At 63.6% G+C, this 14010-nt stretch carries 10 protein-coding genes; 5 read left to right on the plus strand and 5 right to left on the minus strand.

The features are described 5' to 3' along the window. The first annotated feature begins 67 nt into the window (after positions 1 to 67). Positions 68 to 2662, plus strand: coding sequence for a CHAT domain-containing tetratricopeptide repeat protein (locus GGD62_RS16720; RefSeq protein WP_183709089.1), 2595 nt, complete (start codon positions 68 to 70; stop codon positions 2660 to 2662). Positions 2663 to 2948: 286 nt separating this feature from the next. Beyond that, entirely contained in the window at positions 2949 to 4565 is a 1617-nt protein-coding gene (locus tag GGD62_RS16725) for a phosphoenolpyruvate carboxykinase (protein ID WP_183236737.1), read from the plus strand. 82 nt (positions 4566 to 4647) lie between these two features. Here the strand turns inward: GGD62_RS16725 and GGD62_RS16730 are convergent, their stop codons facing one another. Continuing rightward, positions 4648 to 5535: a helix-turn-helix domain-containing protein gene (locus GGD62_RS16730; RefSeq protein ID WP_018316381.1), complete on the minus strand. Its 888-nt coding sequence runs from the start codon at positions 5533 to 5535 to the stop codon at positions 4648 to 4650. Positions 5536 to 5872: 337 nt separating this feature from the next. Between GGD62_RS16730 and GGD62_RS16735 the strand changes: the two genes are divergently transcribed. Together GGD62_RS16735 and GGD62_RS16740 are read left to right on the plus strand one after the other, a co-directional pair. Continuing rightward, complete coding sequence (locus GGD62_RS16735) at positions 5873 to 7513, plus strand: NAD(P)/FAD-dependent oxidoreductase (RefSeq protein ID WP_183236736.1); 1641 nt, start codon at positions 5873 to 5875, stop codon at positions 7511 to 7513. 56 nt (positions 7514 to 7569) lie between these two features. Then, positions 7570 to 8763, plus strand: coding sequence for a serine hydrolase (locus tag GGD62_RS16740; protein WP_183709090.1), 1194 nt, complete (start codon positions 7570 to 7572; stop codon positions 8761 to 8763). A gap of 37 nt (positions 8764 to 8800) precedes the next feature. On the opposite strand, the gene GGD62_RS16745 is transcribed toward GGD62_RS16740, so the two are convergent. The 3 genes from GGD62_RS16745 to GGD62_RS16755 form a co-directional block, all read right to left on the minus strand. After that, positions 8801 to 9616 (minus strand): acyl-CoA thioesterase II, encoded by an 816-nt coding sequence (locus GGD62_RS16745; protein ID WP_183709091.1) that lies wholly within the window; start codon positions 9614 to 9616, stop codon positions 8801 to 8803. A gap of 4 nt (positions 9617 to 9620) precedes the next feature. Continuing rightward, positions 9621 to 9962, minus strand: a complete 342-nt coding sequence (locus GGD62_RS16750) for a hypothetical protein (RefSeq protein ID WP_018316377.1) — start codon at positions 9960 to 9962, stop codon at positions 9621 to 9623. A 99-nt stretch (positions 9963 to 10061) separates the two neighbouring features. Continuing rightward, on the minus strand, positions 10062 to 12578 hold the full coding sequence (locus GGD62_RS16755; RefSeq protein WP_183709092.1) for a glycogen/starch/alpha-glucan phosphorylase: 2517 nt from the start codon (positions 12576 to 12578) through the stop codon (positions 10062 to 10064). 204 nt (positions 12579 to 12782) lie between these two features. On the opposite strand from GGD62_RS16755, the gene GGD62_RS16760 reads away from it, so the two are divergent. Beyond that, positions 12783 to 13028, plus strand: a complete 246-nt coding sequence (locus GGD62_RS16760; protein WP_177237082.1) for a hypothetical protein — start codon at positions 12783 to 12785, stop codon at positions 13026 to 13028. A gap of 24 nt (positions 13029 to 13052) precedes the next feature. On the opposite strand, the gene GGD62_RS16765 is transcribed toward GGD62_RS16760, so the two are convergent. Next, positions 13053 to 13916 carry a LysR family transcriptional regulator gene (locus GGD62_RS16765; RefSeq protein ID WP_183709093.1) on the minus strand — a complete coding sequence of 288 codons (864 nt, stop codon included), beginning with the start codon at positions 13914 to 13916 and terminating at the stop codon, positions 13053 to 13055. Positions 13917 to 14010: the final 94 nt, after the last annotated feature.

Raw genomic sequence — 14010 nt, forward strand, 5'->3', positions numbered from 1 at the left:
ATTTGAACGCCGCGCCCCATCGCTGCGACCCAAGACGATCAGGTCTTAAGGCTCGCAGCGAGGGTTCATGACGCGTCGTCGTTTGGCATTGGCTGCGGGTCTGGCGCTCGCGATCACCACGTCGCTTGCCACGCCCGGCCTTGCCCAGAAGAGCGATCTGTCGGCGCAGAGCGGGCGCATCAATGCGCTCCGGAGCGCCGGCAAATATGCGGAGGCGCTGCCGCTGGCGCAGGCCATGGTGGCCTCGCTCGAGAAGACCAGCAACAACCGCGACCTCGCCGCGGCGCTCAACAATCTCGGGCAGATTTACGCCGACCAGGGCCACGACGATCAGGCCGAGCCGCTTTACAAACGCGCCATCGCGCTGATGGAGAAGGGGACCGGTCAGGGCAGCGTCGAGATTGCGCCGCTCCTGAACAATCTTGCGGCGCTCTATCAGCGGCAGAGCCGCTTCACCGAAGCCGAACCGCTGTTCAAGCGTGCGCTGGCCGTTCGCGAAAAGGCGCTGTCGCGCGAGCATCCCGATGTCGGCCAGGCCCTCAACAATCTCGCCACGCTTTACGTGAAGCAGGAGCATTTTGCCGACGCCGAACCGCTGTTTCAGCGTGCCCTCGCGATCTATCAGAAGGCCGCCGGGCCCGAGCATCCCGCGGTTGCCACGGTCCTGAACAATCTCGGCCAGGTCGATCGCGACCTCAACCGCGATGCCGACGCCGAAGCGCCGATCAAGCGCTCGCTCGCGATCCGCGAAAAGGTGCTGGGGGCGGATCATCCCGACGTGGCGCGCTCGCTCAACAATCTCGCCGGGCTCTACGAGCATCAGCAGCGCTATGCCGAGGCCGAGCCGCTCTATCGCCGCGCGCTTGCCATCCGTGAGCGTGCACTCGGGGTGGATCATCCCGATGTCATGACCTCGACCAGCAATCTCGCTTATTTCCTTCAGGTGTCGGGCCGGACCGCCGACGCCTTGCCGTTTGCGCAGAAGACGCTTGCCGCCAACCGCGCGCAGCTGCGCACCGTGCTGCCGGTTCTGTTCGCTGCGCGCCAGCAAACTCTGCTGGCGAGCGACAAGGCGCTGGATGACGCCCTCGGCGCGATTCAGCGCGGCACGCAATCTTCCGCCGCCTCTGCCGTGAACAAGCTCGCGGTGCGATTGGCCGCCGGCAGCGACCGGCTCGCCGAGCTGGTGCGCCGGGATCAGGATCTCGCGGCCGAGGCCGAGGCGCTCGACAAGACGATCATCACGGCGGTGTCGAAGCAATCGGCGCAGCGCGACGTCGCAGCCGAGCAACGCAGCCGCGCGAGGATCGTTGCGATTGCGAACGAACGCGCGGGGCTGCAAAAGACGCTCACGCTCGAGTTTCCCGACTACGCCTCACTCTCGAACCCGCTGCCGCTGGCGGTGAAGGACATCCAGCCGCTGCTGTCGGCCGATGAGGCCATGGTGATCTATTCCGTCGTCGACAAGCGAAGCTATGTCATCGCGATCACGCGCGATGGTGCCGACTGGAAGGAGATCTCGCTCGGCGCGGACGCGATGGCGCGGAAGGTCTCGGCGTTCCGCAGGGGACTGGATGTCGGCAAGGCGCGCGATGCCTCCGGCAAATCTGGGCTGTTCGATCTTGCGCTCGCGAACGAGCTCTATGTCGCGCTGCTCGGCCCGGTCGAGGCGCTGACGAAGGACAAGCGCAACCTCCTGGTCGTGCCATCGGCGGCGCTGACCGCATTGCCGTTTCATCTGCTGGTGACGGAGAAGCCGCAGGCTGCGATTCCGGACAGGCTCGAAGGTTATCGCGACGCCGCCTGGCTGCTGCGGCGTCAGGCCGTTTCGGTGCTGCCGTCGGTGATCAGCCTGAAATCGTTGCGTGCCTTCGCGCGCAGAGATCAGGGCGCGAAGCCTATGACCGGCTTCGGCGATCCCGTTTTCAATCCCGCGCTGGAAGGACCTGCCGACCGTCGCGCCGCAGGCGGCAAGGTCGCGGCGCGCAGCATTGCGACGATTGCCTATACCGATTTCTGGCGCGGCGCCGGGGTCGACCGCGCGCGGCTTGCGCAGGCGCTGCCGCAACTGCCCGATACCGCCGATGAGCTCAACGCGGTGGCGAGAGACGTCGGCGCCACTGATGCCGACATCCATCTCGGACGCGATGCCAGCGAAACGACGCTGAAGCGTGCAGTGCTTGCTCAATACGGCATCATCTACTTTGCCACCCACGGCCTCGTTGCCGGCGACGTCAAGGGACTGGGCGAGCCCTCGCTTGCATTGTCCATTCCCGATCAGCCGTCTGAGCTCGACGACGGCCTTCTGACCGCGAGCGAGGTGGCCCAGCTCAAGCTCAACGCCGATTGGGTGGTGCTGTCCGCCTGCAATACCATCGCCGGCGACAAGCCCGGCGCCGAGGCGCTGTCGGGGTTGGCGCGCTCTTTCTTCTATGCCGGTGCCCGCGCGCTGCTGGTCTCGCATTGGGCAGTGGATTCGGAAGCCGCCACCCGCCTCACCACATCGACATTCGAGCTGCTCAAGAACGAACCAAAAATCGGTCGCGCCGAAGCCTTGCGCCGCGCGATGTTAACGTTTGTTGACGACACCTCGTCGCCGCGCAACGCCTACCCGGCGATGTGGGGACCGTTCGCGCTCATCGGCGAAGGCGAGGTACGATAAGCCGGCAGCCGGAATTGTGCGTCGCAAAAACCTTGATCAACGCCAAATTCCGCATTTGGTTGCGCGATCATTCGTGATTTTTTGATGCAGCTGCTCAGAGCTGACATGCGCGACGTTTGGCGCGGTCCTTGAATAAACCAAATCCTACGGGATCAGCTTGGCAACGCCAGCGTTCATCATTATTAGGTCGCCCAGCCGAGGCTGGTTGGCCTATAAATCACGGTGACCGCGATGGTGCTGAAGTTCTGGTCGCGCTGAATGTCGCGGGTTCTAGGAGGATTTTTTCGTGCAAGAGACGGGCGTGCGCAACGGTGCCTTTGGCGCCGACAAGTTCGGTTTAAAGAATCTCAAGCAGGTTCACTGGAACCTCGGTGCGCCGCAACTCTATCAATACTCGCTCACTGCGGGCGAGGCGGTGCTGTCCGCTGACGGCGCACTCTGCGCCGACACCGGCGAGTTCACCGGGCGCAGCCCGAAGGACAAGTTCACGGTGCGTGACGCCACCACCGACAAGAAGATGTGGTGGGCCGGCAACCAGTCGATCACCGCAGAGCAGTTCGAGACGCTCTATCAGGACTTCCTCAAGCACGCCGAAGGCAAGAAGCTGTTCGCGCAGGACCTCTATGGCGGCGCCGACCCGGCCTACCGGATCAAGACGCGCGTCTTCACCGAGCTCGCCTGGCACTCGCTGTTCATCCGCACCCTGCTGATCCGCCCCGAGGCGGTCGAGCTGCCGACCTTCGTGCCGGAGCTCACTATCATCGACATGCCGAGCTTCCGCGCCGATCCCAAACGGCACGGCTGCAAGTCGGAGAACGTCGTCGCGATCGATTTCGCCCGCAAGATCGTCCTGATCGGCGGGTCTTATTATGCCGGCGAGATGAAGAAGTCGGTTTTCACCACGCTGAACTATTATCTGCCCGAGCGCGGCGTGATGCCGATGCATTGCTCGGCCAATGTCGGCGCCAAGGGCGACGCGGCGATCTTCTTCGGCCTGTCCGGCACCGGCAAGACCACGCTGTCGGCCGATCCGAACCGCACGCTGATCGGCGATGACGAGCACGGCTGGGGCCCGAACGGCGTCTTCAACTTCGAAGGCGGCTGCTACGCCAAGTGCATCAAGCTGTCGCAGGAAGCCGAGCCCGAGATCTTCGCGGCCTCGACCCGCTTCGGCGCTGTGCTCGAGAACTGCGTGCTCGACGAAGACACCCGCGTGGTGGATTTCGACGACGGCTCCAAGACCGAGAACACGCGCTCGGCCTATCCGCTCGACTTCATCCCGAACGCCTCGCGCACCGGCCGCGCGCCGCAGCCGAAGAACGTGGTGATGCTCGCCGCCGACGCCTTCGGCGTGCTGCCGCCGATCGCCAAGCTCTCGCCGGCGCAGGCGATGTATCACTTCCTGTCCGGCTACACCGCCAAGGTCGCGGGCACCGAGCGCGGTCTCGGCAACGAGCCGCAGCCTGAGTTCTCGACGTGCTTCGGATCGCCCTTCCTGCCGCTCGATCCATCCGTCTACGGCAATATGCTGCGTGACCTCATCGCCCAGCACAATGTCGATTGCTGGCTGGTCAACACCGGCTGGACCGGCGGCAAGTATGGTGTCGGCTCGCGCATGCCGATCAAGGTGACGCGCGCGCTGCTCACCGCCGCGCTCGACGGCTCGCTCCGCAACGTCGAATTCCGCACCGACAAATATTTCGGCTTCGCGGTCCCGACCGCGCTGCCCGGCGTGCCGGCCGAGATCCTCAACCCGGTCAACACCTGGAAGGACAAGGACGAGTTCGACAAGACCGCCCGCGCGCTGGTCGGCATGTTCCAGAAGAACTTCGCCAAGTTCGAAGCCCAGGTGGACGCCGAAGTGCGCGCCGCCGCGCCGGACGTGAAGCTCGCGGCGGAGTAAGTTCTCGCAAGATGTGATTGACGAGAAAGGGCGGCTTCATCAGCCGCCCTTTCTTTTTACGGCCTGAGCATCGTCAGGCTGTCTAGCCCGTGCATTGCTTGCGATATTCTGCGGGAGTCGTACTCATGTGCCGGCGAAAGATCCGGTTGAGATGGCTCTGGTCGGAGAATCCGCTCAACAGGGCGATCTCCTTCAACGCCAAGCGGTCCTTGCGCAGATGTTCGCAGGCGCGCTCCACCTTGCGGGTGAGGACATAGCTGTGCGGCCGCATGCCATAGTGTGCCTGGAATTTGCGGGCGAACTGCACCGGCGTGCAGTTGCAGATGTTGGCCAGTTCGTCGAGCGTGATGTTCCGGGAAATGTTCTGCTCGATATAATCCTCGATCATTCGCGCATGCGCCGGCCTGAAGGGCCCTTGCGCACAGGGCATCTTGAACTGCACTGAGGCGTATTTTCGCAGGATGTGAATGCTCGCCTGAAGTGCCATGGCATCGTAGCAGAGCCGGCCGCCCGGACCTCCTGCGGAAACCTCCTGCACCATCTGGTCAGCAATCCAGGTCAGGACTGGATCCTCGATCCTGAGCAGATCATGAAGCTCGACGCTTTCGGTATCCCGGTCAAAAGCCTCGCTCGCGGTCTTCGCCATGAGCCTGGGCGAGATGTAGAGATGACTGACTTCGATGTCATGGGACCATCGCCAGTTCGACGCTTCGGCCCGCGTCAGCAGTGTCGTGACGCCGCGGCCGACGCGATCCTGCTTCCAGGATCCGGTCACGCGGCGCTTCATCGCCGTGGTGCCTTCGCGATAGATCACGATCAGAAAGTTATCGGACGGCGGCACCCAGATATCGGATGGCGCATAGCGGAACACGCGCAGCCGAAAATCGGCTTTCCCCACCGCCGAACTGTCCAGCATCATTTCGCCGGGAGCATAGCGTGGCAGCTCCTCGACCGTGATGAACTGCCCCATCGCGCGAGCCTCCTCCCTGGAGTTTTGGCATGGTCGACTGCTTGTTGTTCTCATTGGCCGATCGGCAAGGCAGCAGCATAGGCCGGATTTGCCATTTGCCAAGCGAGCTCGGGCGAGGTCGGCGCCGGCCTCCGGCTTCATTCAAAGGATTGTCGGTTTTGTTCAAGCCGGGAACGCAGCCCGCCTCATAGCCTCCCTCGCGTCCCGGGCAAGTGCGGAAGAAGGGTGAAAAGCCGCAGGCACTCGCGGGACCGACAAATGACGCGATGCACCACCATCCGAGCGCACGACGGGTGGGGAGGGCCGCGCGCGCTCTGGAAACACCTAGGAGGGAAAAATGGCGGAAACGGCGACCAAACCCAATGGAAGCAATGGCGCGCATGTCACGGCGAAATTCGACGCGGTGGTTGTTGGAGCCGGCGTCGCCGGGCTCTATCAGCTCTACCGTTTGCGCGAACAGGGATTAAAGGTCAGGGCAATTGACGCGGGCGCAGGCGTGGGCGGCACCTGGTATTGGAATCGCTATCCCGGCGCCCGCTTCGATTCAGAAAGCCACATCTACCAGTATCTGTTCTCCGAGGAGCTCTACAAGGGATGGAGCTGGAGCGAGAAATTCCCCGGCCAGCCGGAAATCGAACGCTGGCTCAACTACATCGCCGACCGCCTCGATCTGCGCAAGGACATCCAGTTCGGGACGATCGTCAAAACCGCCCATTTCAACGAAGCCACACAGCGCTGGCTGGTCACGACCGACAGGGGTGACGTGATCGACACTCAGTTTCTGATCACCTGTTGCGGCATGCTCTCCGCCCCGCACGTATCGTTTCCGGGACAGGAGACGTTCAAGGGGCAGTTGTTCCACACGGCGCGCTGGCCCAGGGAGCCGATCGATTTTGCCGGCAAGCGCGTCGGCGTCATCGGCAACGGCGCAACCGGCATCCAGGTCATCCAGACCATCGCTGGCGAGGTCGGTCATCTGAAGGTCTTTATTCGCACGCCGCAATACATGATTCCGATGAAGAATCCCAAGTACAGCGCGGCAGATGCGCAGGCCTACAAGTCAAAATTCCAGCATCTCACGGAGCGCCTCCCGCATACCTTCACCGGGTTCGAATACGATTTCGAGCACGCCTGGGCCGGACTTTCGCCAGAACGGCGCAGGGAGGTGATCGAGGATTGCTGGAACGACGGCTCCCTGAAGCTGTGGATCTCGTCCTTCGCCGAGTTGTTCTTCGACCCCGAGGTCAACGCCGAGATCTCCGACTTCGTGCGCGAGAAGATGCGCGAGCGACTGAAGGATCCAAAGCTGTGCGAAGCCTTGATTCCGGCCGACTACGGTTTCGGGACGCACCGGGTGCCGCTGGAGCAGAATTTCCTCGAGGCCTTCCACCGCCCCAATGTCGAGATCGTCAGCGTCAAGGCCAATCCGATCGAACGCGTGACACCCATGGGTATCCAGACCGCGGACGGGACGATCCACGAGCTCGACGTCATCGTTCTGGCGACTGGATTCGACGCCGGAACCGGCGCGTTGACGCGCATCGATATCAGGGGCCGCGGTGGCCGGTCGCTGAAGGAGGATTGGAGCAAGGATATCCGCACCACGATGGGCCTGCAGGTTCACGGCTACCCGAACCTGTTCACGACCGCGGTGCCGCTGGCTCCGTCGGCTGCGCTCTGCAACATGACCACTTGCCTTCAGCAGCAGGTCGAATGGATCGACGATTGCATCAGGTTCGTGCGCACGAAGAACCTGAAGGTGGTTGAGCCGACCAGGGATGCCGAAGACGGATGGGTGGCGCATCACGATGAGATCGCCAATGCGACGCTGATCGCGAAGACCAATTCCTGGTACCTGGGCTCGAACGTCGAAGGCAAACCGCGCCGCGTTCTGTCCTACTGCGGCGGCGTCGGCGCCTACCGGCAGAAATGCAACGAGGTCGCCGCCAGCGGCTACCTGGGCTTCACCATGAACTGAGTGCTCGCGAAGCGCTGCGTCGACGGAATTCATCCAATCCAAACGGGAGGACAACCATGAGCACGAATTTCGGTGCTGCTGCAGACGCCGTTCTCGACGGTGTCGTTACATCCACGCCGCGCGTGCCCGGCGTCGTCGCGATGGTGACGGATCGTTATCGCAACATCTACGAAGGTGCTGCGGGAAAAAGGCGCCTTGACCAGCCCGCCGACATGACGGCCGACAGCATCTTTGCCATCTTCTCCACGACCAAGGCGATCACCGGCACGGCCGTGCTGCAACTCGTCGAAGAGGGCAAGCTCGATCTCGACGCACCGGCCAAGCGCTACGCGCCGGACATCGGCAAGCTCCAGGTCATCGAGGGCTTTGATGCCGCGGGTGAGCCAATGCTGCGGGCGCCCAAGCGGGACATCACCACACGGATGCTGATGACGCATACCGCCGGTCTCAGCTACGATTTCATCAACCGCACCTATAACCGCCTCGCCGAAGAGAAGGGGCAGCCCAGCGTCATCACGGCTTCCAAAGCCTGCCTGATGACGCCGCTGCTGTTCGATCCGGGCGAGCGCTGGGATTACGGCACCAATCTCGACTGGTGCGGCCAAATCGTCGAGGCCATCGCCGGGCGCCGGCTTGGCGAGGTTTTCAATACGCGCATCTTCGAGCCGCTCGGAATCAAGAATATGACCTTCGAGCTGACGGAGGCCATGCGCGGCAAACTGGCCGGGATCCACGCGCGCGGCGCCGACGGCTCGTTGACGCCGATGGATTTCGAGCTCCCCGCCAACCCTGAAGTGCATATGGGTGGCCACGGCCTTTACGGCACGGTCGGCGACTACATGCGTTTCATCCGGATGTGGTTGAATGACGGTGCCGGCGAGCACGGCCGCGTGCTGAAGGCGGAGACCGTGCGCATGGCGGAGAAGAATCATCTCGGAGACAAGAAGGTGACACCGATCACCGGCGTCATCCCAGCTCTGTGCAATGATGCCGAGTTCTTGCCGGGCCAGTCAAAGTCCTGGGCGCTGTCCTTCATGATCAACGACCAGGAAGCACCTACCGGGCGTCCCGCCGGCGCCCTCGGCTGGGCGGGCCTTGCCAATCTGTTCTATTGGATCGACCGGCAGAACGGGTTCGGCGGGTTCTGGGCCACGCAGATTCTTCCGTTCGGCGATCCAACGTCGTTCATCGGTTACATGAATTTCGAGACGGCGTTTTATCAGAGCCTGAGGCAGCGAATGGCGGGTTAGGGATCCCGGCAAGAACGGGACGAGGGGTGGAGAAAGCTCACGCCTTGAAATACGCAATCTGCGTCGTGGTCGCCAGCAGCCTTCCGTTCGGCGACCACAGCTCGCCGTTCTGGTCGGCGTAGCTCTTGTGGAAGATCTTTGCGTCCGCCGTCGCCAGCACGCGGGTGATGTCCTCGGCCGCGAGTTCGTCTGCGCCGGTGTGGAAATACGTCGTCAGCGACACCGTGCCGAACGGCACCAGCTCGCGCCGCGCGTGGAAGACGCGGCCGAAGAAGGCGTCCGACATCGACATCAGCGACAGCATGTCGAGCTTGCGCGGCGTGCGGTCGCTGATCCAGATTTTTGAATAGGTGCTGGCGGGTTCGGCCTGCGCTGGGCCGATCCGCATCTCGCCCTCGACGAAGCGGAATTCGTACTGGTTGGCCCAGGAGGCCTGGATCCTCGGGAACGGCAGCGTCTCTTCGAACGGCTTTGCTTCGGGATATTGCGCTACCCGATGCTCCCAGGACGGTCGCCGCTCGGCGAACACCGCGGTGGCGAGCGTTGCGACCTCGCCGCCGCCTTGGCCGAGCTCGACGCTCCAGTGCTGGCTGGAACGGTTGGCCTTCACCAGCCGCACGTCGAGATCGAACGGCCCCTTGGCGATCGGCGCGCAGTAATTGACGGTCAGTGCCAGCGGATCGCCGGCGCGCTCCGGGTGGTCGATCAGCGCGCGCAAAATGGTCGCGGCGGTGGCGCCGCCGAACGGGCCGACAAAGGCCCAGTAATCGTCGCTGGTGTGCCCCTGCCAGCTGGAGTCGCCGGCAGTGACGCGGGTGGCATCGTCGAAGGGATGCGGGAGCTTGGCGTGCATTAAATCAGACCTTTACTGCGCTTCCGTCCCAACGACGAAACTCCATCGTTTCGTCGCTGGGGCCATATTGCCGTGAGCTCAAAGCATCATCCGCTGGATCATCCGTCACCCAGACATCCGCGACCGCGCCTCCGATACGCTTGATCGCGACGATGCTCTTGCAGCTGGTCAGGTCGGCGACGAAGTCGACGATTGCGGTTTCCTCGTCCTTCCCGGAGAGGCTGGCAAGAATGCTGCCATGCGTGTGCCAGGGGAAGCCGTCAAACCCCAACGTCCAATCCCCGTCGGGGCAAATGACGAGCAATCGAAGCTGCCCATCAGGGCTGACATACTCGCCGACAGGCACGATCGACTCCGGCCAGAAAAAATCTCAAGCCGTAATATGATGGCTATCCTGCCAAATCAATAACCTCACAGGTAACGCCGCTTCCACGCCGCGGAAAAATCAGCCCGCGGCGTCGCGCAGGTTGGGCAGCAACGGCGTGGTCGGATCGACCGGCACGTTCCAGATCTCCTCGGCGTATTCGCGGATGGTGCGGTCGGAGGAGAACCACGCCATGCGCGCGACGTTGAGGATGGAGGCGCGCGTCCAGGCCGGCGCCACCAGCCAGCGCGCATCGACACTGCGCTGCGCCTCGTAATAGGAATCGAAATCGGCGCTGACCATGTAATGATCGAGATAGCGCAGCGCGTGCGCGATGGACTCGAAGCGGCCGGGATCGCCGGGCGAGAATTCGCCGGTGCCGATCGCATTGATGGCGCGCTGCAGCTTCGGCGAGTTGCGGATCAGGTCGGAGGCGTCCAGCCCCTGCTTGCGCCGGATCATCACGTCGCCGGCCTCCATGCCGAAGATCGCGATGTTCTCCGCGCCGACATGGTCGCGGATCTCGATATTGGCGCCGTCGAGCGTGCCGATGGTGATGGCGCCGTTCAGCGCCAGCTTCATGTTGCCGGTGCCGGAGGCCTCCATGCCGGCGGTCGAGATCTGCTCCGACAGGTCGGCCGCGGGAATGATCACTTCGGCGAGGCTGACATTGTAGTCGGGCAGGAAGACCACCTTGAGCTTGCCGCCGATCGCGGGATCGTTGTTGACGACCTCGGCGACGTCGTTAATCAGCTTGATGATCAGCTTGGCGTAGCGATAGCTCGCGGCAGCCTTGCCGGCGAAGATCTTCACCCGCGGCACCCAATTGCCATTGGGGTTGTCCTTGATCGCCTGGTACAGCGCGACGGTCTCGATGACGTTGAGGAGCTGGCGCTTGTATTCGTGGATGCGCTTGATCTGCACGTCGAACAGCGCGGTCGGGTCGACCTTGATGCCGAGCCGTTCGCCGATCAGGCGCGCCAGCGCGGTCTTGTTATGAAGCTTGCCGCTGCGGAACTTCTTCTGGAATTCGACGTCGCTGGCGCGGGCCTCGATCAGCGAGAGCTGGGTCGGATCGTCGAGCACCGCCTCGCCGCAGGTCTCGCGCAACAGGTCGGTCAGCTTCGGATTCGCCAGCATCAGCCAGCGCCGGAAGGTGATGCCGTTGGTCTTGTTGGTGATGCGGCCGGGATAGAGGTGGTTGAGGTCGTGAAACACGGTCTCGCGCATCAGGTCCGAATGCATCCCCGAGACGCCGTTGATGCGGTGCGAGCCGACGAAGGCGAGCTGGCCCATGCGCACGCGGCGCCCGCTCTTCTCGTCGATCAGCGAGACCGAGGCACGGAAGTCGATGTCGCCGGGGCAGCGCGCTTCGGCCAGCGCCAGATGCTGCACGTTGATGCGGTAGATGATCTCCAGATGCCGCGGCAGCAGCCGCTCGAACAGCTCGACCGGCCAGGTCTCCAGCGCCTCGGGCAGCAGCGTGTGGTTGGTGTAGGAGAGGGTGGCGACCGTGATTTTCCAGGCCTCGTCCCAGCGGAAATTGTGCAGATCGACGAGGATCCGCATCAGCTCGGTGACGGCGAGGCTCGGATGGGTGTCGTTGAGCTGCACCGCGACCTTGCTCGACAGGCTGCGCAGCTGGCCGTCTGACGCAAGGTGCCGCTTGACGAGATCCTGGAGCGAGGCCGAGACGAAGAAATATTCCTGGCGCAGGCGCAGCTCGCGGCCCGCCGGGCTCTCGTCGTTCGGATAGAGGAATTTGCAGATCGCTTCCGCGCGCGACTGCTCGGCGGTGGCGCTGACATAGTCGCCCTTGTTGAAGGCGTCGAGCTTGAGCGGATCGGGCGAACGCGCCGACCACAGGCGCAGCGCGTTGACGTGCTGGCCGCGCCAGCCGACGATCGGCGTGTCATAGGCGATCGCCTGCACGGTCTCGCCCGGATGCCAGATCGCGCGGTCGCGGCCCTTGTCGTCGACATGCTCGACGCCGCCGCCGAAATTGATGTCGTAGATCACTTCGGGCCGCTGCAATTCCCAGGGATTGCCGAAGCTCAGCCATTCGTCGGGATATTCCTGCTGCCAGCCCTGGTTGATGATCTGGCGGAACAGGCCGTAATCATAGCGGATGCCGTAGCCGATCGCGGGGATCGACAGCGTCGCCATGCTCTCCATGAAGCAGGCGGCAAGCCGCCCGAGGCCGCCATTGCCGAGCGCAGCGTCCGGCTCGCATTTGCGCAGCTCCGGCAGCGAGACGCCGAGATCGCCGAGCGCGACCTCGAAGATCTTGAGCAGGCCCATGTTGTTGAGCGCGTCGGTAAAGAGACGGCCGATCAGGAATTCGAGCGAGAGATAATAGACGCGCTTGCGGCCCGCGTCGTAGCTGTGCTTCTCGGCCGTGAGCCAGCGATGCACGACACGGTCGCGCAGCGCCAGCGCTGCGGCCTGGTACCAGTCGTGCTTGGTCGCCATGCCGGCATCCTTGCCGATGGCAAGGCGCAGCTTCGCCAGGATCGCGCCCTTGATCTCAGCCAGCGCGAGCTCGTCGATCGGCTGGCCGGGGGCGGGAAAACTGGGCTGGAACGATTGATCTTGCAAAGCCGTCACTTCCTGGTCGAACACACCACTAACCCTACGCGTCTTGCCCCTGCACCGGAACTGTCGCCGATGCGGCCTTGCACTGCGCTGGCGTAAATTTATGCAAGGAACGGGCCGATTTGGGAACCCGGGGGAGCACGGAGAAACCGGGATTCGGTGCTAGATTGCGGATCAATTCAGCCATCAGTGTGGAGGAACATTCCCATGAGACTGCTGACGCGACTGCTGATCGAGATCGCCGCGGCGGCCCTGCTCGTCGTCTGCATCGGGACCCTCAGTGCCGCGTTTGCCGCCGGCAAGCCCGGTCGCAGCGCCGATGGCCTCAGCTGCGGCTTCACGGTCCCGCAGAATGCCTCGCCCGCGGCCCGCTGCGCCGCCATCAAGCGCCAATGTGGCGGCAAGTTCTATGCGAATGCGTGCGGCGACAGGCTGATGTCCGCGGCGAACTAAGAGACCGTCCGATATTCTGCGAATTCAAGCCGCCTTCGCCTGCACTGCATCGCAAAACTCGGCGAGACGATCTGCAAGTCGCAGCGTTGCCGGGCTCGCATCGGGCGAGGCCATCAGTGCGACCTCGGTCTTGTTGATCGGCGCAAAACCATCTTTCGCCGTCAGCACGCGGTGGTCGGACTGGATCGACATCTCCGACAAGATGCTGAGGCCCATGCCGGCGGCGACCGCGGCCTGGATCCCGGAGAGGCTCGACGAGGAATAGGCCATGTGCCAGGCGCGGCCGACGCTTTCCAGCGCGTGGATGGCGCCGGCACGGTAGAGGCAGCCGGTCGGAAAGCCGATCAGCGGCACGGACGCGGCGTGAACATCGACAGGATGGCTCTTGCTGGTGACCCAGTGCACCCGCTCCGGCCACACCGCGATGGCGCCCTTCTCGCCGGCCGCACGCTTGAACAGCGCAAGGTCGAGCTCGCCGCGTTCGAGATCGCGCGCCAGATGCTTGCTCTGGTCTGCGCGCACGTCGAGCCGCAGGCCCGGATGCGAGCGCGCGAACGCGCCCAGTAATTTGGTCAGCCGGTACGCCGCGAAATCCTCGGGGATGCCGAGCCGGATCGCGCCTTCGCCATCCGGCTGGCGCAGCACGTCGCGCGCCTCCTCGGCCAGCGAAAGCAGCCGGCGCGCGTAGGACAGCAGCCGCTCGCCGGCCTCGGTAGGGCGCACGGTCTTGCCGTCGCGGTGCAGCAGCACCTGGCCGATATCGTCCTCCAGCCGCTTGATCTGCTGGCTGACGGTCGACTGCGTGCGATGGACGCGCGCGCCGGCGCGGGTGAAGCCGCCGGCCTCGACCACCGAGACGAAGCTGCGCAGCAGCTCGAGATCGAGCATGACCGCCTCCATTCGAAATTCCACTGACATGGAGTTAATCATTTAATTTCCAAATGACAAGCGGGCTCCCCTAGATCGAGGCTCAGGAGAATGC

This window comes from Bradyrhizobium sp. ERR14 (assembly GCF_014198235.1).
Lineage (GTDB): Bacteria > Pseudomonadota > Alphaproteobacteria > Rhizobiales > Xanthobacteraceae > Bradyrhizobium.